Below are 24,236 nucleotides of genomic sequence, written 5' to 3'. Positions count from 1 at the left end.
CAGATCCTGTTTTACAATTTATTTGATTGCACAGCTTTAAACAAATGAAACTGCCGGGGGTTTTTGATATCCTGAAAAATAAATTACCCGCGGGATTTGCTTTCCCGCGGGTACCAACCTAAATTCCGTGTGATGCCCATTCCACGATTTTCATCGCCATATAAGCAATTCCGGCTCCGATCAAAGGCCCGACTGCCACGCCTTTAAATAAGGACACAGCCAAAATCGTCCCGAGCACAAGCGCCGTTGTAATTTCCGGATCGCTTGCAAGCAGGGTGATGCCGTTTTTCGCCAAAAGCGCCACAATAATCCCGGAGGCCAGCGCAATCCAGGCGTATGGGGATTTCAATGACGAGTATAAATCTTTATACCCAATCTGCCCGGTTGCAATCGGCACAAGCACGGCGATTGTAATAATGGTAACGCCCCAGTTAATGCCTTTAGACTGGATTGCGGAAAAAACTTTCGTATCGAAACCGGCTAACTTGATAAGCAGCAAAACGATGACGGATACCATTAAGGACTGGTTTTTTGCAATCGCGCCAATTGCCAGCAGCATCAATAAAAATATGTAGGGCTGGTACATTTATATCACCTTCTTTTCTTTAAAACATACAGGCCGGGATTTTGCAATCGAAAAAACAGCCGGAGATCCCTTGTGTGTTATTTTCCGAATATTTGGCAATGATAGAGAAGGCAGTTCTTTTCAGAAAACTGCCTTCTTTTTCTTTGTTTTCTGCATCCCACCGTGTAAAATAATAACATAATATTTTTTCCCATTAGGAGGGTCATGATTGAATTCAATTTACATAAACCGGGCACTTCGGGCACTGTTTGTCGCATTCTGCATCATAATTGGCTATTTCACGGTTTATTTGCTCATAAAGTATGCCTATCCCTTTTTAATTGCGTTATTCATTGCGCTTCTCATCAATCCGTTTGTGAACTTCCTGGAAAGAAAGGTACGGCTGCCGCGGGCCCTTGCCGTTATTATATCCATTGTTTTGATTATTGGTGCGTTTGTCGGCCTGATTACTTTGCTTGTAGCAGAAATTGTATCCGGCGCCAATTATTTAGCGGATGTTTTACCGGAGCATGTCCAGACGCTTGTTAATTATTCCGAGTCGCTGGTTACAGCCCAGGTGCTGCCTTTCTATGAGCATTTATCAAGCCTTTTTAAAAATCTCGATGCCGGGCAGCAGGATACGATTGTACAGAATATCCAGTCTGCCGGCCAGAAAATTGCTTCCACCGCGGGAGATTTTCTGTCTGGTTTATTTACAAAACTCCCTGCCCTTGTTTCGTGGATTCCCAATGCGGCAACGGTCTTAATTTTTGCCCTGCTTTCGACTTTTTTTATCAGCAAAGACTGGTACGGCCTTACCAGCAGAGGCAAGAAGCTGCTTCCGAAAACAGCAAGAAAAAGCAGTTCCGCTGTTTTTTCCGACTTAAGAAGCGCCCTCTTCGGATTTATCCGTGCTGAATTAACACTTATCTCCATGACATTGGTGATTGTGTTGATCGGGCTTCTCATTTTAAGGGTGGACTATGCCATTACCATTGCCCTTGTGTGCGGGATTGTCGATATCCTGCCTTATTTAGGCACCGGGCTTGTTTTCGTGCCGTGGGTTGTCTACGAATTCATCTCAGGGGACATCCCGCTTGCAATCGGATTAAGTGTCCTTTATCTTGTTGTCGTTGTCCAGCGCCAGGTAATGGAACCAAAAATTTTATCTTCCAGCATCGGCCTGGATCCGCTGGCAACATTGATCGCGCTGTTTGTCGGCTATAAAACGGTTGGATTTTTAGGCCTTATTCTCGGGCCGATTACACTCGTCTTGCTCACAACACTGATCCGCACCCATATTTTCCAAGACATTTGGGACTACATTATGGTCAAGAAACCGTTAAAATAGCGAAATTGGAGGGCGCGCCCATTAGCTCAGTTGACCCGAGCCGATAGCGCCCGCAGCTGGACATTGAAAGGCGGAGGCGACTGTTCATCGGCGTACGGATTTCATGGACCGCGACTGAGATATAGGAAACACGGCGAGGAACGAGCCGATGTTGACTTATCGCAGGGAGGGGGCCTGGAAATCCGCTAGCCGATAGGAGCCGCAGCTGGACATTGAAAGGCGGAGGGCGCTCGCCCATCGGCGACCGGCAACTGAGCCGGCACCAATGAAGTCCGCCTTTTTGACTTCAGGGGGCCGGAACAGTTGACCTGAGCCGATAGCGCCCGCAGCTGGACAAAAAACGCAGGGCCTGAAAACAGGCTCTGCGTTTTTTGTCGTGCTGTAATCCGTTTTTCCGGTTCTTACAGTATCGAAGCACGTCCATTATAAATGGCACCGTGTGCTGCATCAACTGTAATTTCCTGGCCATCTTTTAACAAGGTTGTGGCATTTTCCATCCCTACAATCACAGGCACGCCAATATTTATACCGACTACAGCAGCATGGCTTGTCAAACCGCCTTCTTCTGTAATCAATGCTGCACATTTTTCAATGGCCGGCATCATTTCTTTTGCTGTGCTTTTGGTTACCAAAATGCAGCCTTCTTCAGCTTTTGCAATTGCTTCTTGCGCATTATTGGCCACGACTACTTTACCAAAAGCAGACTTTCTGCCGATGCCTTGCCCTTTTGCCAAAACATCGCCGATTAAATGAACTTTCATTAAGTTGGTAGTACCTTTTCCGCCAACAGGAACACCAGCAGTGATGATCACAAGATCGCCATGTTCAACAATTCCGGATTTCAGGCTTTCGTCGACCGCAATGGCCAGCATTTCATCCGTATTGTTTGCTTGTGCACTCAATTGAGGGTAAACGCCGGATACCACTGTTAAGCTGCGTTGTACTTTATCATCGGAAGAAACGGCAATAACCGGTGCAGCCGGACGGTATTTCGAAATCATCCGTGCCGTATAGCCGCTTGCTGTCGGCGCAATGATCGCATTGACATCAAGATTCAAAGCGGTATGGGCAACGGATTGGCAGATCGCATCTGTCATATTATGGTCTGTGCTCTTGCTTTGTTTGTTTAAAATATCATGGTGATTAATCGCTTTTTCAACGTGGACTGCAATATTGTACATCGTCTTAACCGCTTCAGCAGGATATTTCCCGGCAGCCGTCTCACCTGAAAGCATGATGGCATCTGTTCCATCAAAAATGGCGTTTGCTACGTCACTTGCTTCTGCACGTGTCGGGCGCGGGTTGCGCTGCATGGAATCAAGCATTTGCGTAGCTGTAATAACCGGTTTGCCTAACACATTACATTTTCTGATCATTTCTTTTTGCACAAGCGGCACGGCTTCAGTCGGGATTTCCACGCCCAAGTCGCCGCGGGCAACCATTAAGCCGTCTGAAACTGCCAGGATTTCATCAAGATTGTCTACGCCTTCCTGGTTTTCAATCTTAGGGAAAATTTTCACATGCAAGGCGTTATTTTCTTCAAGCAATTGGCGGATTTCCAGGACGTCTGAAGGGCGGCGTACAAAGGATGCGGCGATAAAATCAATGCCTTGTTCGAGCCCGAACAGGATGTCGTTCACGTCTTTTTCTGTAATACCCGGAAGGTTTACAGCAACGCCCGGAATGTTAACACCCTTTTTGTTTTTCAAAACGCCGCGGTTTAACACTTTTGTATGAACTTCTCCGTTTTCTTTGTCAATAGATGTAACTTCAAGTTCAATTAAACCATCATCAAGCAAAATTTTAGAGCCGACATGTACATCATCAATCAGCCCTTCATAAGTGACCGAAAATTTTTCAGTTGTGCCCAGCACTTCTGACATGGAAATGGTTGGGGTCATGCCTTCAACTAATTCAAAACCGCCGTTTTCCATATCATGGGTACGAATTTCAGGGCCCTTTGTATCAAGAAGCAAACCGACCGTTTTATTTTGTTTTGCGGCAGCCTCGCGGATGTTTTTGATTCTTGCAAGGTGTTCTTCATGGCTTCCGTGTGAGAAATTCAAGCGGCACACGTCCATTCCGTTAGCCATTAATCTTTCAAGCATCTCAACACTTTCACTAGCTGGTCCAATTGTACAAACGATTTTCGTCTTTTTCATCGTAATTCCTCCTAATCAGCCTTAAATAGACAATTCCTTTGATAACTGGTACATCAGTTTATTAATTTTATGCGGCAGGCCAAGGATTTCCATAATATCGTGGTCAACAATTTGATTATTTTCGATGCCGACCGCTCTGCCTCCTTTGCCTTCCAGCAACAGTTCAACAGCTCTTGCGCCAAGGCGGCTGGCCAGTACGCGGTCAGTTGCAGTTGGCGAACCGCCGCGCTGGATATGCCCTAATACAGATACACGGGTATCACCCATATGACCGTTTTTCTTCAGTTCCTCTGCAAACTGATTCCCGCTCATCACGCCTTCTGCCACAATAATAATGCTGTGCCGTTTGCCGCGCTCTTTGCCTTGTTGCAGGCGGTCAACAACATCTTTCATATCAAATTTTTCTTCAGGGATGATGATTGATTCGGCACCACCGGCCAGCCCTGACCATAGGGCAATATCCCCGGCATTTCTCCCCATTACTTCAATGATAAAAGTACGTTCGTGAGAAGATGCTGTGTCACGGATTTTATCGATTGCATCCAAAACTGTGTTCAGCGCCGTATCAAACCCGATTGTAAAGTCAGTACCGGCAATATCATTGTCAATCGTTCCCGGAACACCAATGCAATTAAAGCCTTGTTCAGTTAGTTTCTTTGCTCCTTGATAAGAACCGTCACCGCCGATAACAACCAGTGCTTCAATACCGTGGTCAACCAGCTGCTGGATGCCTTTCTTCTGGCCTTCCGGGGTTTTGAATTCTTCGCTTCTTGCGGATTGCAGAACGGTGCCGCCGCGTTGCAAAATATCCCCAACGGTCCTTGCTTCCAGTTTTTCAATATTTCCATGAATTAATCCATTATAACCCTGGTTAATTCCATAAACCTCTAAGCCATGGTAGATCCCTTTGCGGACAATTGCACGCACAGCTGCATTCATGCCTGGTGCATCACCGCCACTCGTTAAAACGCCTATTCGTTTCATGTTTTTCACCTCTGGTTATGTAATCTAAATGGCAGCTGACGGTACCTTATTATATGGATCAGTTATATATTATCGCCAAGTCTGCCTTCGAATATATCTAAAATACCACTTTAAATTCAGGTTCTCAATCAATAATCAAAAAGTAAAAATTTTTAAAATGTGAGTTCTTGAACAATCTGTGTCGAAATATTATGAACACGTTTCCAACCTCATGGCTTTTTCCATTATTCTAAATAAGCGCGCTTTTTTCCATGACGATTTGCTTTTCCCCGTTCACATTTCCCTTAAACCTAAAACGTAAAATTTGGGTCTTTTTTCCATATGCCCGCAAAAGATAAGCAACCGGTGAAGCCATACCGGTTGCCGCTCATATTTTCTCACAGCTGCGGGCGGACAAACTGTTCTGAAGCAGAAAAAACTCCAATTTTACGGTATTTTTCATACCGTTTACCGGTCAATTCCTCAGCGGAAAAAGCCAGTAATTGTTTCAGGGATGCCTCCAGTACAGGCCTCATCAGTTCAGCCTGGGCCGGAATATCTTTATGGGCTCCCCCCCTCACTTCAGGAATCAGTTCATCAATAATCCCGAGCTGTTTTAGTTCCGGTGCAGTCATTTTCATGGTGTCGACTGCCCGTTTCGCTTTGGATGCGTCTTTCCACAACAATGCAGCGGCCGATTCAGGGGAAATGACTGAAAACCATGAATTTTCCAGCACATGGATATGATCGCCGACACCGATCCCGAGTGCGCCGCCGCTTGCGCCTTCTCCGATAATGAAGCAGACGATTGGAACAGATAGCCCGGACATTTCAAAGAGATTGCGTGCAATGGATTCGGCAATGCCGCGCTCTTCTGCGGCTTTACCCGGATAGGCGCCTTTTGTATCGATAAAACTGATAATCGGGCGCTTAAATTTATCAGCCTGTTTCATCAAACGCAGCGCCTTCCGGTAACCTTCAGGATGGGGCATTCCGAAGTTGCGGCGGATATTTTCTTTCGTATCTTTTCCGCGCTGCTGCCCGATAATTGTGACAGGCAAGCCCTTAAACTTGGCAATCCCCCCGACAATTGCCTCATCGTCCCCGTAAACACGGTCCCCGTGCAGCTCAATAAAATCGGTAAAAAGATATTGAATATAGTCCAATGTTGTCGGGCGCTCCGGAAAACGGGCAATTTGGATGCGATCCCACGGCCCCATATTTTCGTAAGTTTCCTGTTCGAGCTTTGCAAGCCTGATTTCCAGTTTTTCAATTTCACTGGACAAATCGACATCCGACTGTTTTGTAAATTCTCTCAGCTCTGCAATTTTCCGTTTTAATTCATTCAACGGTTTTTCAAACTCAAGTTCATTTACCATTGCCATTCACCTGCACCTGCTTGTTGATGAATCCCGAGAATTTTCCCCAATGTTTCCTTTAAATCGCGGCGGTCAACGACAGCATCGAGCTGGCCGTGTTTCAGCAGAAATTCAGCCGTTTGGAAATCTTCGGGGAGTTCTTCGCGGATCGTTTGTTCAATGATACGGCGGCCGGCAAATCCAATCAAAGCCCCCGGTTCCGCCAAATTAAAATCGCCTAAAGATGCAAAACTGGCCGTAACCCCGCCGGTTGTCGGATGGGTCATGACAGAAATCGTCAAACCGCCGTGGCTGCTGAAACGTTCCAGTGCAGCGCTTGTTTTTGCCATCTGCATTAAAGAGTAAATTCCTTCCTGCATTCTTGCGCCGCCTGAAGCGGTAAAAATAATAAATGGTACATGGAGCCGGTTCGCTTCTTCAATGGCACGGGTGATTTTTTCGCCGACGACAGAGCCCATGCTTCCCATCCGGAATTTGGCATCCATGACAGCCAAAATAATGGGCTGTGCAAGCAAATCGCCTTTTCCCGTCAAAACCGCTTCGTTTAAATTGGTCTTTTCCCGGTCCTTTTCCAACTTTTCCAGATAGCCCGGAAATTCAAGCGGGTTTTTCGAAATCAGGTTCCTGTCGAATTCCTCAAAGGTTCCCTCATCAATTAAACTCTCAACCCGTTCATAAGCTGTCATTTGATAATGATAGCCGCAGTTCAAGCACACTTTTGAATTTTTTTGCAGTTCTTTTGTATACATAATTTTACCGCATTGCGGGCATTTGGACATGATTCCTTCAGGGACATCCTGCCTTGTTTTGTCCGAAGGGATAGTCGCATACTTTCTCTTTTTCGGTTTTGAAAAAAAATCTTTCAGCAAAGATTACCCCTCCTTTTTATGGCTTTAAACGTAAAAGCAAGACCTTGCTGCATGCCTGCCTGGATATAGTGGAACTTCCATCAGCAGGGTGCCCATCCCCCGCTGATAAGAAGAGGGACAAAGGCTAAGATCTCATTTTTATGGTTTTTTTACGAATGTCTTCGGGATCTACCTGAATGCGTGCAACACCTGTTTCCATTGCAGCTTTTGCAACAGCTGCCGCAACAGCAGGCGCAACCCGGGGGTCAAACGGGCGCGGGATCACATAATCCGCATTCAATTCATGATCTCCGATTAATCCGGCAATGGCATGGACCGCAGCCTGTTTCATTTTTTCATTAATATGCGTGGCCCGGACATCAAGCGCACCTCTGAAAATGCCGGGAAATGCCAATACGTTGTTTACCTGGTTCGGAAAATCAGAGCGTCCCGTCCCGATCACTTTTGCGCCGGCTGCCTTTGCTTCATCCGGCATAATCTCAGGGTTCGGGTTGGCCATGGCAAAAATAATCGGATCATGGCTCATGGATTCTACCATCGCTTTCGTCAGCGCACCTTCAACAGAAACGCCGATAAAAACGTCCGCATCTTTAATGACATCCGCCAATGCACCTGCTTTTTTATCCCGGTTTGTGTATTTGGCGACTTCCGATTTGACTATGTTCATGCCATACGGCCGGTCTTCGTATATCGCGCCTTTTGAATCGCACATGATGATATCCCGCACGCCAAAATGGTAAAGCAGTTTAATAATGGCCATACCGGCGGCACCTGCTCCACTTGCCACGACTTTAATTTCTGACATCTTTTTCCCGGCAATTTTCAAAGCATTTACTAAGCCGGCAACTGTCACAATTGCCGTTCCGTGCTGGTCATCATGGAAAACAGGAATATTCATCTCTTTTTTCAGCTTCTCTTCAATGACAAAACAATTCGGCGCTGCGATATCCTCTAAATTGACGCCGCCGAAAGTTGGCTCAAAACGCTTAACGGTTTCAACAATTTCATCTACATCCGTGGTATTCAGGCAAATAGGGAATGCATCCACACCGGCAAAACTTTTGAAAAGGATCGCTTTCCCCTCCATAACCGGGAGTGCGGCTTCAGGTCCGATATTTCCGAGCCCCAGCACAGCTGTCCCATCCGTTACCACTGCAACCATATTGCCCTTCATGGTATATTCATACACCGACTCCGGTTTGTCGTAAATCATCTTACAAGGCTCGGCGACACCGGGCGAATAGGCCAGACTTAAGTCATGCGCATTTTTGACGGTTACTTTTGATTTAGATTCCAATTTTCCTTTGTGTACGCGGTGCATATGTAATGCTTCTTCACGCAAAGACATGAACCTCACTCCCATTTCTAACAGCGCCCTTTTTCGCGCCTGTGCTTTTCAATTTTATAATTGATCACTTAACTTAGAATGGTGTCCGCAACAGGGAAATACGCCCTGTGCGCTCTGGGTGTCTTTTGCTTTTTGAATGTCTAATTAACAATATAACATATTTGTCCGGCTGGGAAAAACTATTTTAAAATGACAGCGTCCCCGCCCAGAAGAACTTTCAGCTTCCTTAAACAGGTTTCATTTGGATCAACCCAGTCTTTTTCGGACAGTTGGAAGGTTTTATGTTCGCCTTCATAGTAAAGGACAACAGGAACCCGGCCGCTGAAATCGTTCAATGTCCGTTTCACTTCCAAAAGCAAGTCCTTTCGGTGCGGGCGTGCCGGTATTTTTAAAAACAAAGTCCCGGCAGGATCCGATGCCGGCTGATAGTCATCCGCGGTGCCCATATGCTGCACAATCATTTGGATTTTTCCGTTTCTGTTTTCAATCTTTCCCTTTACGATCACCACGCGGTCTTTCTGGCATAGCGGACTATATTTTTTAAATACATCAGGAAAAACTACACCTTCCAAATCGCCTGTTTCATCGCTTAGCTGTACAAAAGCCATCTGGTCCCCTTTTTTGGTTCGAATCGTTTTGGCATCCGTAATATAAGCGCCGCATAAAACCTTCCCCATTCCCGGCTGGAGCCGGGAAATCGGCATGACATCGGCCTGATTCCAGGCCTGCCGGTATGAACCGGCGGGGTGCCCGGATAAATATAAGCCCAGGAACTGCTTTTCATACAACAATTTATCCATCAGAGAGATCGGCTCGGTTTCTACATAATTGGGCTCAATCTGGAACGATTCCTCATCCAGAAATAAATCTCCCTGGCCTTCCTGCGGCTTCATAATTTCCGCGTGCTCAAGCGCGATATCAATGCTGGCCAGCAGCGTCGCCCGGTCTTTCCCAAACTCATCCAGGGCACCGGCAAATGTGAAAGCTTCCAAAATCTTGCGGTTCAAACCCTGAACACGCAGAACGAGATCGAACAAGCTGGTAAACGGCCGGGATTTGCGGACACGCAATAATTCTTTGATTGATGCAAACCCAATGCCTTTGATGGCGGCCAGACTGTAGCGGATCGCCCCTTTCTCGACGGAAAACGGATAATAGCTGTGCTGGACGGATGGCGGCAGAATTTTGATCCCCATCTGCTGCGCTTCACGGATGTACTGGGCGATTTTATCCTCATTGCCGATCACGGATGTCAGCAGGCTTGCCATGAAATAAAGCGGATAATGGGCTTTTAAATACCCGAGCTGGCAGGCAATCATACTATATGCTACGGCATGGCTGCGGTTAAACCCGTAATTGGCAAAGCGGACGATTAAATCATAAATATGATTCGCCGTTTTTTCTTCATATCCTTTTTTTTGTGCGCCATTTATAAAATGTTGGCGTTCTTCATCCAAAACAGATTTTTTCTTTTTGCTGACGGCCCTTCTCAGCAGGTCTGCTTCGCCAAGCGAAAAGCCGGCCATTTGTGAAGCAATCTGCATGATTTGTTCCTGATAAACAATCACGCCGTATGTTTTTTCAAGAATCGGCTTCAAATCTTCATGCGGATAAACGACCGGTTGTTTTCCATGTTTCCGTTCAATATAAAGCGGGATATTGTCCATCGGGCCCGGCCTGTACAGGGCATTCACCGCTACAATATCTTCCAGCTCCGTCGGTTTCAGCCGCTGCAGTACTTTCCGCATGCCGTCAGACTCAAGCTGGAAAACACCGGTTGTACTGCCCTTACTCAGCAATTTAAAAGTTTTGGCATCATCCAGCGGAATTTCCTGCAAACGGATTTTCTTGCCCGTTCCTTTTTCGATGCTTATTAGGATATGTTCTAAAATCGTTAAGTTTCGCAAGCCGAGAAAATCCATCTTTAAAAGCCCGATTTCTTCCAAATGGTTCATCGGATACTGGGTCAGGTAAACGCCGTCATGACCTGTTTGTATCGGAATCAGATCGGCAAGCGGTTCGCCGCTGATCACAACCCCGGCAGCATGTGTGGAGGCGTGGCGCGGCAGCCCTTCCAACAGCAGCGCCGTTTCAAAAATTGTTTTGTTGCGCCCGGATTCATGGACAAACCCGCGTAAAGCTGCAGAGGTTTCGTACGCTTTTTGCAAGGTAATGCCAAGCTGCGAAGGAACTGATCTTGACAATTGCTCGAGCTCTTTTGTACTGAAACCTGAAATTCTGGCAATATCACGTAATGCGGCCTTCGCAGCAAATGTACCAAATGTAATGATCTGTGCGACATGGCGGTCCCCATATTTCCGGGCAACGTACTGGATCATTTCATCCCTGCGGTGGTCCGGAAAATCGGAATCAATGTCCGGCATTGTAATTCTTTCCGGATTTAAAAACCGTTCAAACAATAGGCCGTGCACAAGCGGATCAACTTCAGTAATTCCCAGTACATATGCGACGAGCGATCCTGCCGCCGACCCGCGCCCCGGCCCGGTCAGTATTCCGTGTTCCCTTGCGTATTTCATAAAATCCCAGACAATCAGAAAATAATCGCTGAACTGCATTTCTTTAATGATGCCCAGTTCATATTGAAGCCGTTCATTATATTGGCGCGGCGCCTGCGGAACACGGTTTTCCAAGCCTTTATGGCATAAAGATTCCAGCATCTCATCTGCAGACTGCCCGTTTTCTACCGGAAATTTTGGAAGCAGCCGGCGGTTCATTTCAATTTCAACATTGCAGCTGGCGGCAATCCTTTCCGTATTTTTTACAGCTTCCGGATGATCAGCGAAAAGCTGTTCCATTTCTTCCTGTGCCTTAAAATAATACTCATTGCTTAAAAACCGCGGGCGGGATTCATCATCCAGCTTCACCCCCGCCTTTATGGCAAGCAGGCACTCATGTGCAAACGCATCTTCCTGTTTTAAATATTGGACATGGTTCGCGGCAACCAAAGGCACATCCAGTTTATCAGACAACTGAATGATTTTTTGGGCAATCGATTGTTCTTTTTCAGTTTGGTGGTTTTGTAAAGACAAATAGAAAGAATCTTTTTCAAAAATTTCTTTGAAAAGCGCGGCGATTTCTTCTGCCTTGCCGGTATCCCCCTGCATGAGCGCCTGTTCAACTTCCCCCTCAAGCCCGGGGGTAAAAGCGAACAGGCCTTTGCTGTATGCGCGCAGCCATTTCATGAAAATGCCCGGGTTTGGCCGGGTCTGGACCGCGCTGGAGATTTTCAGAAGGTTATGGTACCCTTCCCTGTTTTTTGAAAGCAATACGAGAGGATAGGCTTTTTCCGGTTCAAATTCACTTACGGCATCCACGGTTAAGCCGATGATCGGTTTGATGCCGTTCTGCCTGCATGTTTTATAAAAGGAAATGGCTCCGTACATCACATTCCGGTCTGTGATCGCCAGTGTGTCATAATGAAGCGTTTTGGCATATTCCACCCACTTTGGGATCGAAATGGTGCTGGCCAGCAGGCTGTAGGCTGTAGACACTTGCAAATGAACAAAGCCCATAGATTTTCACCGCCTTTATAGGATCATGATTTTCCCGGTCAGCTCCCCGGGCTGGCGAACTTTGTACATGCTTCTTATTATACATGTTTTCTTACACTGCGAAAAAGAAAATACGTTCGATTTCATAAGGGAGGATATTGTCCCATATATTTAAACATATCCGATAATGGCTGGAGATGGTAAGGTTGAATGAGGGGTTTTTTCCTGCATTTTTTAATAGTTATTTTATCGCATTCGGCGTTATGATCGGGGGAACATTGATCGGCGGGCTGGCATCATTCATTACCGGGGAGCCGCTTTTGACGGAAATCTCCAGAATTGCCAGGGGTCTCAGAATTTGGGCAATCATTGCTGCAATCGGAGGAACTTTCGATACCGTCTATAGTTTTGAAAAAGGATTTTTGGAAAGTGAAACAATGGCGCTTTTCAAACAGTTATTATTGATACTGTCTGCAATGGGCGGTGCGAAAACCGCCGCGCTCATTATTTCATGGATTACACAGGAGAATGTCCTATGAGAATCCCCCCGCTTTACCGGAAACCAAGCTGGCAGCGGTTTTTGGCCGGCGCAGTTGTTGGCGGGTGCATCAGCTGGCTGATTTTTCTTTTTATGTTTGGAACGATGCAGGAAAGGCAGGCCAAACTTTTGGAAAAACAGGAAAAAGCCATCCAGGATTTGCAGCGCGAAAAAGCAATCTGGCAGGAAGATTATAAAAAACTGAACCGCAAAAACGAAAAACTGCTGACGATTCAAAAAATTAATGTTGAAATCAGTAACTATGAAAAATATGATATTCAGGATTCACAGAGCATTTTTGAAGCCGAGGAAGAAATCAAGCATGACCTCAGCCCGCTGATCGCAAAAAATTTAAAAACTGCCTATTTAAATAAAGACTTAATTGTCCGGATGCTGGAAAAAGAAAACATAAAAATCAACCACCGGCGTTATACCTTCAAAGTCCAGGACATCCTGTTCTACTCCACCATCCATATTCATCTCTCCCTGAAACTTGCGGATTAGCAAACAAGCGGATGGCGCTTGACCGGCAGCAGCGCCCTCCGCTTGTTCAATGATTTGCGCATACGTGAATCAAGTCCCGCTTTACAGCTTCTACTATATCCCATGAATATACCGTAGCCCCGGCTGCAAGCGGGTGGCCGCCGCCGTTATACTTGCGGGCAATCTCATTGATAACTGGCCCTTTAGAACGGAAACGGAGCCTGATCTGGTCCGTTTCTTCAATAAAGAAGCACCAGGCAACCAGGCCTTTAATATCCCCCAATGTGCTGACAAGCTGGGATGCATCATGCGGAGAGACGCCATATTGTGCGATCAGCTCCCTTTTTAAGACCACAACGGCCGCACCGCTGCTATCGATCTCCAGGTTTTGGTAAATATATCCTTGCAGTTTCACGACATTTGGTTCCACTTCATATAAGTGATGATAGAGTTCCGTGCGGTCGAAGGCATAATGGATCAATTCCCCGGCATACTCAAATGTTTTCCTGCTGGTACTCGGATAAAGAAAACGCCCTGTGTCCCCCACGATGCCGGCATATAACAGACGTGCGGCTTCATCTGTCATGCAAAGTCCCTTATCTTTTCCAAATAAGTAAAACGCATAAACCATTTCGCTGACCGATGACGCCGTTTCATCGACCCACTGAAGATCACCGTAAGCGTCATGGTTCGGATGATGATCGATTTTGATCAGCTTGCTGCCAAGCTGGAAGCGTTGATCGCTAACACGCTCGCGGTTGGCCGTATCACAAACAATCACCAGTGCATTCCGGTACGTTTCATCCGCGATTGTATCCATATCGTTCAAAAACGCGAGACTCGGTTCGGTTTCCCCGACAGTAAAGATGCTTTTTTCGGGGAAAGACGCTTTTAATATTTCGGCAAGCCCGCCCTGTGACCCGTAAGCATCCGGATCGGGACGCACATGGCGGTGAATCACAATCGTCTCAAATTGTTGTATCGTATCCAGAATTTCCGCTTTCATAAGCACCCTCTTTTCCTGCCCGTTTTTATCATCATTGCATCCCGCATCACGCAGCCTGGATCACATGGGCTGCTATCTCTCGATCACTTGGGACATGAGCAGGGCTTTGCCGACGAGGTTGCCCTGGTTAAAGACTTCGACGTCGATTTTGGCAAATTTTCTTCCGGAGTCGAGAATTCTTGGGACGACCTGAATGATGCTTTCTAATTGAACGGGTTTAATAAAATAAATTGTAATGCTTTCTATAATCATATCGCCTTTTTTTTGCGCGCGCAGATAACGGTTGGCCACTTCATAAACCAAAGTGGTGAATACCCCGTACGAAATCGTGCCCAATGGGTTGGTCATTTGCGGTGTGACTTCAAACTGGTAATCTTCTTCATCAGGAGATTTTGCAGACGTTGCTTCAAGCTGCGTTGTAATAATATTGTCGATCGTTTCCCCAACTTGCGGCTGCCTTTGGGTCATCTGCAATTCTTTTAAAACGTCCTGGCGGCTGACAATTCCCTTTAGCCGGTTAAAATCATCGACAACAGGCAGAATTTCAATTCCTTCCCAAATCATCATGTGGGCAACAGAGGTTACGCTCGTTTTTTCGCCGACTGTAATCGGGTTTTTGGTCATGATTTTATCGATGCCCAGGTTGTTGTTATTTTCCATAATATCTTTTGATGTAATCATACCGACGACTTTCATGTTCCGGTCGACAACCGGAAAGCGGGAATGTTCTGTTTCCTTTTTCTTTTGATACCAATCCTGGACGGTATCTGTCGTAAATAAATAAGCCGTATCATGGACGGATGTCAGTATATCTTCCACGAGGATAATTTCTTTTTTAATCAGCTGGTCATAAACGGCACGGTTAATCATCGTTGCGACTGTAAATGTATCGTAGCTGGTGGAAATCACGGGCAAATCTTTCTCATCAGCGATTTTTTTTACGTACTCTTCCGTATCAAATCCCCCTGTAATCAATACAGCAGCACCTGAATTCAGTGCGAGCTCATGGGCATCGACACGGTTTCCGACAATGAGCAGGCTGCCCGCTTCCGTATATTTGGACATGGCTTCAAGCTTCATGGCGCCGATTACGAATTTCGTCAGCGTTTTATGCAGCCCTGATCTTCCGCCGAGCACCTGCCCGTCAATGATATTCACCACTTCCGAAAAAGTAAGCTTTTCAATATTCTCTTTTTTCTTCTGCTCAATCCGGATCGTGCCCACTCTTTCGATCGTGCTGACATAGCCTTTGTTTTCGGCATCTTTAATCGCGCGGTAAGCAGTTCCTTCGCTGACATTTAAAGCTTTGGCAATTTGCCGGACCGATATTTTTTCCCCAATCGGCAGCTGGTTAATGTATTGCAGGATTTGTTCATGCTTGGTCGCCAAACATCCCACCTTCTTTCCATAAAATTGCTTTTACGATATGTATGTACGGCCGGTTCCTTTTTTCGTGCGAATAGGAGCCAGGCGAAAGCGCATATATTTCTATTATAGATGGAAAACGGGCAGAATGGCAACGCGGCTCATTTTGCCCGCCCGAACCAAAATCCGGGAATGCCTTAAAAAACGGTTCCGGGGGCGTATTTGTCTATTCAACAAAGCCCCCTTTACGATTACAGTTCGATCGCATCGCCGGGTTTCATAATTTTACCATTCACACCATCGAGTGCATCAATGAATTTCTGCGGGTCCTGCTGTATCAGCGGAAATGTATTGTAGTGGATCGGCACAACCGTTTTCGCCTGCAGGAATTTTGCCGCAACGGCTGCATCTTCCGGCCCCATTGTGAAGTTATCGCCAATTGGCAGAAAAGCGAGGTCAATCGGGTGGCGTTCACCGATTAATTTCATATCGGAAAACAGCCCCGTATCGCCGGCATGGTAGATCGTTTTGCCTTCCGCCATCAAAAGCACCCCGGCCGGCATGCCAAGATACGTAATTTCCTGCTGGTTTTCGTCCACTATTGCGGACCCGTGAAAAGCCTGCGTTAATTTAACCCGGCCAAAATCAAATTGGCAGGAGCCTCCAATATGGAGCGGGTGTGTTTTTAATCCCTGCCAGTTTAAATAATGGGCAACTTCATTATTGGCAATGACAAGCGCATTCTTTTTTTTCGCCAATGCTTCCGTGTCCCCAATATGGTCACTGTGCCCGTGCGTTAAAATAATGACATCAGGGTGTTCGTCTTGCACTTTCAAATCTGTTTGCCCGTTTCCGGTAATAAACGGGTCAAATAAAATCGTCTTGCCATTCGTTTCCACCTTCACGATTGAATGGCCATGAAAAGAAACTTTCATTTTTCTCCACTCCTTTTTTTGTTAATAGGTTCCCTACCATTATATTCTTTTTTGGAAGGATAAATCCTGCTTCAAGCCTCGGAGTATAGAATCCGGTTCCTTTTTTTGGTATGCTGGTAGTAGTTTGATTTAGGAGATGAAAACATGAACCAGCGTTTGAACCAGATGACGGCTTGGCTGAAAAGCGAACATATTGATGCCGCCTTCATCACTTCCACCGATAACGTATTTTATTTAAGCGGCTTCCGAAGCGACCCCCATGAGCGTCTGCTCGGTATTGCCATTTTCCAGGAGAAAGAGCCATTTCTCGTATGCCCGGCCATGGAAAAGCATGATGCTAAAAATGCCGGCTGGGAATATGAGATTCTTGGTATCACGGACACCGATAACCCTTGGGATTTGTTAGAAAAGAAAGTACGCGGGCGCATCGGCAACGTACATACTTGGGCAATTGAAAAAGAACACCTGAATGTGGAACGCTACGAAGCGCTGTCACAGCGTTTCAGCGGTGCGAAATTTGTCGCTGCTGAAGAAAAACTGCACACCCTCCGCCTCATTAAAGACAAAAAAGAACGGGATATCTTAAGGGAAGCCGCGGCATTTGCCGATCTTGCGGTTGAAACGGGCGTCCGCGAAATCCAGGAAGGCAGGACAGAACTGGAAATCGTGGCAGCCATAGAACATGCCATGAAGCAAAAAGGCATTTCCGAAATGAGCTTTGCGACAACCGTGCTGGCCGGGGCTAAGGCGGCCTCTCCGCATGGCACACCCGGGCTTGATAAAATTGAAAAACGCTCCCTTGTCCTTTTTGATCTTGGCGTTGTCCACCAGGGCTACTGCTCCGATATTACACGCACGGTTGCTTTTGGTGACTTAGATGAGGAACAAATCCGTATCTATGAGACGGTTCTGCAGGCGGAAGAAACTGCTGTAAAAGCCGTAAAACCCGGCGTCCGGGCCAAAGATCTTGACCGGATAGCCCGTGATGTCATAACAAAAGCCGGCTATGGCGAATACTTTACGCACCGCCTCGGGCACGGGCTTGGCATCAGTATCCATGAATATCCGTCGATGACAAATACAAATGAGCTTATCCTGCAGGAAGGCATGGTCTTTACGATCGAACCGGGCATTTATGTGCCGGGGGTTGCCGGCGTCCGGATTGAAGATGATGTCTATGTGACAAAAGATGGTGTTGAAGTATTGACAAAATATCCAAAAGCATTGCAGCATGTATAAGATATGAGCAAAAAAGCGCACGGGCAGGTTCCGTGCGCTTTTTTGCTCAGCTAAACAGGATCATAAAACAGATTGATGCTTGAACAGGTTTTGCACCTCTGTATAAGGGAGATTGAGAGATTCGGCTACCCCTTTATACGTGAGGTTTCCTTCCAGCGTATTGATGCCCTTCAGGAGCGCCCCATTTTCAAGCGCGGCTGCTTGATAGCCTTTATTGGCAATTTCCAATGCATACGGGACAGTAACATTCGTCAGTGCAATGGTTGACGTCCTGGCAACAGCACCCGGTATATTGGCGACTGCATAATGGACGACATCATGCTTGATATAGACGGGATCATCATGCGTCGTTGCATGGTCAGTTGTTTCGAAAATACCGCCCTGGTCAATGGCGATGTCAACCACGACAGAACCGGGCTGCATCGCTTTTATCATTTCTTCTGTAACAAGCCTTGGCGTTTTGGCGCCCGGAATTAGGACGGCCCCGATTACAAGGTCGGCTTCTTTTACAGCCTCCGCAATATTGTAAGGATTGGAGATTAAGGTGGTGATGCGATTGCCGAAAATATCATCCAGCTGGCGCAGCCGGTCCGGATTCAATTCTACAACGGTTACGTCCGCCCCTAATCCTGCCGCTACTTTAGCGGCATTTGTGCCGGCAACCCCGCCGCCGATGATGGTGATTTTACCGCGTCTTACACCCGGAACCCCGGAAAGCAGGATGCCCTTCCCGCCGTTGTTTTTTTCCAGAAACTGTGCACCGATCTGCGGCGCCATTCTCCCGGCCACCTCGCTCATCGGCGTTAATAATGGCAAAGAGCGGTTTGCAAGCTGTACTGTTTCATAGGCAATGCCTGTAACGCCCTTTTTCAGCAGCTCCTGCGTAAGTTCCGGCGCTGCAGCCAGATGAAGATATGTAAATAAAATAAGCCCTTCCCTGAAATACTGGTATTCACTTTCAACAGGTTCTTTTACTTTCATGACCATTTCATAGGACCATGCCTCTTCAGCAGTCCCAACGATATGAGCACCGGCGCTCACATATTCGGCATCCGTAAATCCGGACGCAAGCCCTGCGTTTGTCTCAATAAAAACTTCATGGCCCGCTTTCGTTAAGGAGACCACACCGGCCGGGGTCATCGCGACACGGCTTTCATTGTTTTTAATTTCTTTCGGCACGCCAATATTCACGAAAATTCCTCCTGTCAATTTAGTGATGTCTGATGGCAACGTAACTTGTTAAGCTTTCCCCTTGCACTTTGAATCACATTATTGTAAGATAATATAACAAAGTTCTAGGAATATTCTTAACATCTATATTTTAGCAAATATTTAATGGATTTCCCATTGTTTTTTCAAAAAAATATTTTTCTCTTTCTTTATTTTCACACACAAATCTTGAAAAATTTAGTAAAATAGAGTTGGGTAAGATATGCAGTAAATATGGGAGATGAACAAAGATGGGATTAAGATATCATAATATCCTGATTGCAGTCGACGGTTCTAAAGAAGCTGATTGGGCATTTTTGAAAGCGATTGAAATTGCAAAACGGAACAACGCGGAATTATCTGTCGTCCATGTCGTGGATAACCGTTCGCTTGCGACGCTGACGCCAATTGATTCGACGCTTTACGACCAGAATCAAAAATTCGGGGATGAACTGCTGAGCAACTACAAAGACCGTGCTGAAAAAAACGGGGTGAAAGTCCAAACCATCATTCAACAAGGCTCTCCAAAAATTGCGATCACCAAAAATATTGCGCCCCGCATCAAAGCAGATTTGATTATTTGCGGTGCAACCGGTTTAAATGCTGTCGAACGCCTCTTAATCGGGAGCGTCTCCGAACATATTGTCCGTTCTTCTCCTTGTGACGTGCTGGTCATACGGACGCCAAAAGACGCAGAAGAAGAAAATTAAGACGCAAAAAGCCAGTCCGGGCAGGGCTGGTTTTTTTGTACTTGCACAAGGGGAAGTTTTTTAAACGCCCGATGATGAGCTTTCAATATATATATGGTTTTGATAAAAAAAGCAGCCAACCGATTCAAAACAAGTTGCTGCTGTGTTTGTTGCTGAATGACAGATTAATGTTGCTTGCATAGCGATGATAAGCGGACGACATCGCGTGCAATCATAAGTTCTTCATTCGTTGGGATAACCAGTACTTTTACCGGTGAATGCGGATAATTGACAAACGCTTCTGTCCCGCGGATCTGATTTAAGGTCGGGTCCCAGTAAATCCCCATGAATTCAAGGCCGGTCAAAATTCTTGCGCGAATGGAATCGCTGTTTTCCCCAATGCCGGCTGTGAAAATAATCGCGTCCACACCTGCCATTTTGGCGGCATAAGATCCGATATATTTGTGGATCTTGCTGGCGAAAACTTCCAGTGCCAATTCTGCACGCGCGTTATGTTCCAGTTCGGATGCGACCTGGATATCGCGCAAATCACTGGATATCCCCGAGATTCCCAGTAATCCGGAATCCTTATTCAGCACTTCCAATACTTCCTCCGCTGTTTTCCCTGTTTTTTCCATGATATACGGGATTAAAGCAGGATCGATGTTTCCGGAACGAGTCCCCATCGTTAAACCGGCCAGCGGCGTAAAGCCCATCGATGTGTCGATCGATTTTCCTCCCTCAATTGCCGCAATACTTGCCCCGCTCCCAAGGTGGCAGGAGATCAGCCGCAGCTGTTCAAGCGGCCTTCCGAGCATATCTGCCGCACGCATCGCCACATATTTGTGCGATGTTCCGTGGAACCCGTATTTACGAATGCGGTATTTTTCATAATATTCGTACGGAAGACTATATAAAAACGAACTGGGCGGCATCGTTTGATGGAAAGCGGTATCAAAGACCGCAACCTGAATGATATTGGGCAGCACTGTGCGGAATGCTTTGATCCCCGTTGCATTCGCCCGGTTATGGAGCGGCGCCAGCTCAGCTAAATCTTCTATTTGCCCGAGCACATGATCATCAATCACAACCGAATCGCTAAAAATTTCACCGCCGTGCACGACACGGTGCCCGACACCCTCAATTTCATTTAAAGACTGTATGATGCCTTTTTCAGTTAACTTTTTTAATAAAAATTGAACGGCAATTTCATGATTGGGTATATCAGTGATTTCTTTTATTCTTTCCCCGTTTACTGAAATTGAAAATAGCGCATCTTTTAAACCGATTCTTTCAATAAGGCCTTTCGTAATAACGCTTTCATTTGGCATATCGAACAATTGGAACTTTAAAGAAGAGCTCCCCGCATTAATTGCCATTACTTTAGCCATTACACGTCATCCCTTCAATAGAACATTAGATGAAAAATTCCATGCTGTCTATTAATTTAGTACAATACCTTTTCAATTTCTCATTTAACCATTCTATCCGGCTTTTTGCAACCATTTTTTTAATTTGAGTGCGTTTTCCAGGCAAAGTCCCACTATTCAGATTGTTTTTTACAGAAATTTTATATTTTTGTAAAATGTTACGATTTTATGAAGTTTCCCCTTTGTTAATACCATTTACAGATTGAAATGCAAATCCGGCTGCAACAGGCGCCTTTAAAAAAGGCTCCCAGCCGGATTTGGGATGAACCGAATCTTTCCGGTTTCTATTCGTTGCGGTCCGTTTCAATATTCTCCCTGCACCAGGCATCTATTTTCAGCATGACGCTTTGAACGGCCTGTTGGTTGGACAACGATGGCAGCGAGGCCAGCAAAACTTGTTCCGGCGCTTGGATGCCTTCTGATTTTTTCTGAAGGACTAAGATGCTTTTTGCAGATTGCTCGTTTTTAAACAACGTAAGCGGCAATTGCAGAATCGCCTGGATAATCGCTTCTTCTTTTAAAAATTGATGAAGCTTGGGCGCTTCCTTCGATTCAAACAGATGATTCGGGATCAGGAAGAAAAGATAGCCGCCCGGCCTCGTGTACCTTAGGCTTTGTTCTATAAACAAATGATGGGCATATGAATGTCCCTCATCCGCCTTCAGTTGGTATGCCTTTGCGCCGGCATCATTCGGATAATAGCCGACGGGCAAATCACAAACCACGATGTCAACGGGGTCAATAAATAAGCGGGTAAGTGAATCCTGTGTAAACAGCTCAATGTCGTGGCAGAGCAGGTTCGCACCGGTGTATGCGAGCCGGATCAGGATATCATCAACATCTGCGCCGTATGCCGTGATCTCTTTTTCATCCAGCTGGTTTAAAATGGTTGTCAGCAGATTTCCGGTGCCGACCGCAGGATCTAAGATAGATAAAGCCCGGCGTCCTGAGGTAAATTTGGCAATAAAGTAGCCCATAAACAGCCCGATCGTATCCGGCGTCATCTGGTGGTTGGCCTGGACGTTTTCTTTCATCCCTTTTAAAATCGCAAGCTGATAGGCTTTGCGGATTTCTTCGCGGCTATATTTGTCCAGGTCTACTTTTCCAGAGAGCTGATCAAGCTGTTTTTCATCCGGTTCGCTGATTCCGTTTTGAACCACCCGGCTGTTGAATAAGTTTTCACCGGCCATCGCAACGGCTTCCAGGTATGTAACGGAAAGGCTCTTTTGTAAAATTTGTGCTGATTCATTAAAATACGTATAAAGTGACGCAATAGGAGATTCGCTCATCCATTCTCCTCCTCATTTCTTTTGATCCATATAAAATCCCCGACAGGGTATCGGGGATCCTTGTTTAACGTGCTTTTTTTGCTGCTTCCAGTGCTTTTTCATAGTCGGGGTGGTTTGTGCCCTCACTTACGTATTCAACGTATGTAACGGTGCCGCTTGAGTCAAGGACAAAAACGGAACGGGCAAGCAGGCGCAATTCTTTCATTACGGCCCCGTAAGCTTTTCCGAATGATAAGTCGCGGTGGTCGGAAAGAACTTGTACATGTTCCAGTCCGGATGCAGTACACCATCTTTTTTGCGCGAAAGGCAGGTCGCACGAAATCGTTAATACTTTTACTTCTTTACCCAATTTTGCCGCCTCTTCATTAAATCGGCGGGTCTGCGCATCACATACGCTTGTATCAATTGAAGGAACGGCACTGATGATCCGCACGCTTCCTTTTGTATCATCCAGTGTGACCTCTGAAAGATCATTATCCAGTACAGTAAATTGCGGCGCTTTATCGCCAACCTTTACTTCGTTTCCTAACAGTGTGACCGGATTTCCTTTAAATGTAACTGAAGCCATAAAAAATCCCTCCCAAATGTTTATAATCTGTTTTCTGCTTATCGCAACAGAAAACAGACAGATCTCCTCTATTCATCATACTGGACTCCGTACAAAATATCCAATTAAAAACTCGCCGCAATGGCGAGTTTTTAAAAATCAAAATCCTGCTTTTGCTGGTTCGCCGGCTGGGATTGCGCGTTTTGGCCACCTGATTTCCCGCCGCTTTGTTTGAGCATGCCCTGGATTTTTTCCACGACACCGGGTGCGACATCCAGTATTTTTTCGATCAGATGTGTATTTTGGTCAAGATGGAGCATTTTAATGCCTTTTGGACTGACAACTAAAAAAGCAATCGGGGTAATCGACACGCCCCCGCCGCTGCCGCCGCCAAAAGGAAGATTGGCTGATTGCGAATCGCTGCCGCCGGAACCGCCTTTTGCATTAAACTGGCTGCCGCCTGCCGCAAAACCAAATCCGACTTTGGATACGGTCAAAATGACGCTTCCATCCGGGGTTTCAACGGGGTCACCGATGATCGTATTCACATCAATCATTTCTTTTAAGTTTTCCATTGCTGCTGTCATGAGGCCTTCAATCGGATGTGAACCCATTTTTGTTTCCTCCTATAATCGTCTTTACGGCGCGGGAACAACTAGGCTTGCTGATCGGAAATCGGCTCCGGATCAATGGAAACTTTGCCGCCCCGCCAATATTTAAGGATTTTAAATCCAGTCAGGATAGCTTTCCCGATTTGAAATTTAAACATGCATGTTAAATGCGTTTGTGAAAACGGCTTTTGGAAAACCGGCGTAACCGAAATCAGCGGTTCTTCTCCAACCCGCAGACAGCTTGTAATCAAGTTTAAGATTCCGCCCTTTGCCGCCCATATGCCGCCTGCAGCAATGCCGGTCCAGGCTGCATCATGCATCCCGATTACCGTATGCCATTCAAACTTTTTCAAGAGGATGCTGTTGATAAATTTTCCTGTGATGGTTTTCAAGCCAACCACATGTTCAACCACTTTTTTAATATCCTTTACGCGCTGTTCCACCACATCCGCTGTAATTTTTCTTTCATCCCTATCATTTTTCGTTACATGCATGAATTCGATTCCCGGTTTTTCCGTTTCGGCTTTGATAGCCGGAATCCGGACAGTATGCTTGATGATGCGCCATAAACGGATCTGAATGGTAAGCCTGTCATCATCCTGCTGGTGTACATATTCCAATACCACGACGAGTGAAGAAAAATAAAGCAGCAGAATGATTGCTGTGATGCTCGCTAAAATGAAAACAAACCATATCATGTCTATCATCAGCCTTTCAGCTACCCATTATCGCCAACAGGCAAAAAA

General features: G+C 46.1%; 21 protein-coding genes. 5 read left to right on the top strand and 16 right to left on the bottom strand.

Features of this window, described 5'->3' with window-relative positions; translation table 11 throughout:
- Window positions 1-118: 118 nt before the first annotated feature.
- Window positions 119-586, bottom strand: coding sequence for a DUF441 domain-containing protein (locus C232_RS0106475; protein ID WP_018662528.1), 468 nt, complete (start codon window positions 584-586; stop codon window positions 119-121).
- Between the two features lie 208 nt (window positions 587-794).
- On the opposite strand from C232_RS0106475, the gene ytvI reads away from it, so the two are divergent.
- Window positions 795-1,916, top strand: a complete 1,122-nt coding sequence (gene ytvI / locus C232_RS0106470; RefSeq protein ID WP_018662526.1) for a sporulation integral membrane protein YtvI — start codon at window positions 795-797, stop codon at window positions 1,914-1,916.
- Window positions 1,917-2,317: 401 nt separating this feature from the next.
- Here the strand turns inward: ytvI and pyk are convergent, their stop codons facing one another.
- The 6 genes from pyk to dnaE all read right to left on the bottom strand — a co-directional run bounded on the left by pyk (window position 2,318) and on the right by dnaE (window position 12,170).
- Entirely contained in the window at window positions 2,318-4,078 is a 1,761-nt protein-coding gene (pyk, locus tag C232_RS0106465; protein WP_018662524.1) for a pyruvate kinase, read from the bottom strand.
- Between the two features lie 21 nt (window positions 4,079-4,099).
- Window positions 4,100-5,062, bottom strand: a complete 963-nt coding sequence (gene pfkA / locus C232_RS0106460; RefSeq protein ID WP_018662522.1) for a 6-phosphofructokinase — start codon at window positions 5,060-5,062, stop codon at window positions 4,100-4,102.
- Window positions 5,063-5,439: 377 nt separating this feature from the next.
- A complete protein-coding gene (accA, locus tag C232_RS0106450) occupies window positions 5,440-6,420 on the bottom strand; it encodes an acetyl-CoA carboxylase carboxyl transferase subunit alpha (protein WP_026314502.1) in 981 nt (326 codons plus the stop codon).
- Window positions 6,414-7,289 (bottom strand): acetyl-CoA carboxylase, carboxyltransferase subunit beta, encoded by an 876-nt coding sequence (gene accD / locus C232_RS0106445; RefSeq protein ID WP_018662516.1) that lies wholly within the window; start codon window positions 7,287-7,289, stop codon window positions 6,414-6,416. The genes accA and accD overlap by 7 nt, the downstream gene beginning before the upstream one ends.
- A 124-nt stretch (window positions 7,290-7,413) precedes the next feature.
- Window positions 7,414-8,637, bottom strand: coding sequence for an NADP-dependent malic enzyme (gene ystJ / locus C232_RS0106440; RefSeq protein ID WP_018662514.1), 1,224 nt, complete (start codon window positions 8,635-8,637; stop codon window positions 7,414-7,416).
- 179 nt (window positions 8,638-8,816) lie between these two features.
- Window positions 8,817-12,170 (bottom strand): DNA polymerase III subunit alpha, encoded by a 3,354-nt coding sequence (gene dnaE, locus C232_RS0106435; RefSeq protein ID WP_018662512.1) that lies wholly within the window; start codon window positions 12,168-12,170, stop codon window positions 8,817-8,819.
- A 185-nt stretch (window positions 12,171-12,355) separates the two neighbouring features.
- Between dnaE and ytrH the strand changes: the two genes are divergently transcribed.
- Together ytrH and ytrI are read left to right on the top strand one after the other, a co-directional pair.
- Window positions 12,356-12,688, top strand: coding sequence for a sporulation membrane protein YtrH (gene ytrH, locus C232_RS0106430; protein ID WP_018662510.1), 333 nt, complete (start codon window positions 12,356-12,358; stop codon window positions 12,686-12,688).
- On the top strand, window positions 12,685-13,191 hold the full coding sequence (gene ytrI / locus C232_RS0106425) for a sporulation membrane protein YtrI (RefSeq protein ID WP_018662508.1): 507 nt from the start codon (window positions 12,685-12,687) through the stop codon (window positions 13,189-13,191). Before ytrH ends, ytrI begins: the two co-directional genes overlap by 4 nt.
- A 46-nt stretch (window positions 13,192-13,237) precedes the next feature.
- Here the strand turns inward: ytrI and C232_RS0106420 are convergent, their stop codons facing one another.
- From C232_RS0106420 to C232_RS0106410, 3 genes are all read right to left on the bottom strand, one after another.
- Window positions 13,238-14,176: a DHH family phosphoesterase gene (locus tag C232_RS0106420; protein WP_018662506.1), complete on the bottom strand. Its 939-nt coding sequence runs from the start codon at window positions 14,174-14,176 to the stop codon at window positions 13,238-13,240.
- A gap of 72 nt (window positions 14,177-14,248) precedes the next feature.
- Window positions 14,249-15,565 (bottom strand): DRTGG domain-containing protein, encoded by a 1,317-nt coding sequence (locus C232_RS0106415; protein WP_018662504.1) that lies wholly within the window; start codon window positions 15,563-15,565, stop codon window positions 14,249-14,251.
- Between the two features lie 227 nt (window positions 15,566-15,792).
- A complete protein-coding gene (locus C232_RS0106410) occupies window positions 15,793-16,476 on the bottom strand; it encodes a metal-dependent hydrolase (protein WP_018662502.1) in 684 nt (227 codons plus the stop codon).
- A gap of 144 nt (window positions 16,477-16,620) precedes the next feature.
- Between C232_RS0106410 and C232_RS0106405 the strand changes: the two genes are divergently transcribed.
- The gene (locus C232_RS0106405) at window positions 16,621-17,715 is read left to right on the top strand and encodes a M24 family metallopeptidase (RefSeq protein WP_018662500.1); all 1,095 of its coding nucleotides are present in this window, start codon (window positions 16,621-16,623) and stop codon (window positions 17,713-17,715) included.
- Between the two features lie 60 nt (window positions 17,716-17,775).
- Here C232_RS0106405 and ald read toward each other — a convergent pair whose 3' ends face one another.
- Window positions 17,776-18,906: an alanine dehydrogenase gene (gene ald / locus C232_RS0106400; protein ID WP_018662498.1), complete on the bottom strand. Its 1,131-nt coding sequence runs from the start codon at window positions 18,904-18,906 to the stop codon at window positions 17,776-17,778.
- A gap of 269 nt (window positions 18,907-19,175) precedes the next feature.
- On the opposite strand from ald, the gene C232_RS0106395 reads away from it, so the two are divergent.
- Entirely contained in the window at window positions 19,176-19,634 is a 459-nt protein-coding gene (locus C232_RS0106395; RefSeq protein ID WP_018662494.1) for a universal stress protein, read from the top strand.
- A 164-nt stretch (window positions 19,635-19,798) separates the two neighbouring features.
- Here the strand turns inward: C232_RS0106395 and C232_RS0106385 are convergent, their stop codons facing one another.
- From C232_RS0106385 to C232_RS0106360, 5 genes are all read right to left on the bottom strand, one after another.
- Window positions 19,799-21,004 (bottom strand): acetate kinase, encoded by a 1,206-nt coding sequence (locus tag C232_RS0106385; protein WP_018662490.1) that lies wholly within the window; start codon window positions 21,002-21,004, stop codon window positions 19,799-19,801.
- A gap of 323 nt (window positions 21,005-21,327) precedes the next feature.
- On the bottom strand, window positions 21,328-22,332 hold the full coding sequence (locus C232_RS0106375) for a class I SAM-dependent methyltransferase (protein WP_018662486.1): 1,005 nt from the start codon (window positions 22,330-22,332) through the stop codon (window positions 21,328-21,330).
- Window positions 22,333-22,396: 64 nt separating this feature from the next.
- On the bottom strand, window positions 22,397-22,900 hold the full coding sequence (tpx, locus tag C232_RS0106370; RefSeq protein WP_018662485.1) for a thiol peroxidase: 504 nt from the start codon (window positions 22,898-22,900) through the stop codon (window positions 22,397-22,399).
- A gap of 131 nt (window positions 22,901-23,031) precedes the next feature.
- The gene (gene ytfJ / locus C232_RS0106365; protein WP_018662483.1) at window positions 23,032-23,493 is read right to left on the bottom strand and encodes a GerW family sporulation protein; all 462 of its coding nucleotides are present in this window, start codon (window positions 23,491-23,493) and stop codon (window positions 23,032-23,034) included.
- A 41-nt stretch (window positions 23,494-23,534) separates the two neighbouring features.
- Window positions 23,535-24,188, bottom strand: coding sequence for a DUF2953 domain-containing protein (locus tag C232_RS0106360; RefSeq protein WP_018662481.1), 654 nt, complete (start codon window positions 24,186-24,188; stop codon window positions 23,535-23,537).
- Window positions 24,189-24,236: the final 48 nt, after the last annotated feature.

This window comes from Heyndrickxia acidiproducens DSM 23148, assembly GCF_000374345.1.
GTDB classification, from domain to species: domain Bacteria; phylum Bacillota; class Bacilli; order Bacillales; family Bacillaceae_C; genus Weizmannia; species Weizmannia acidiproducens.
This window is presented reverse-complemented; position numbering and strand designations above follow the sequence as displayed.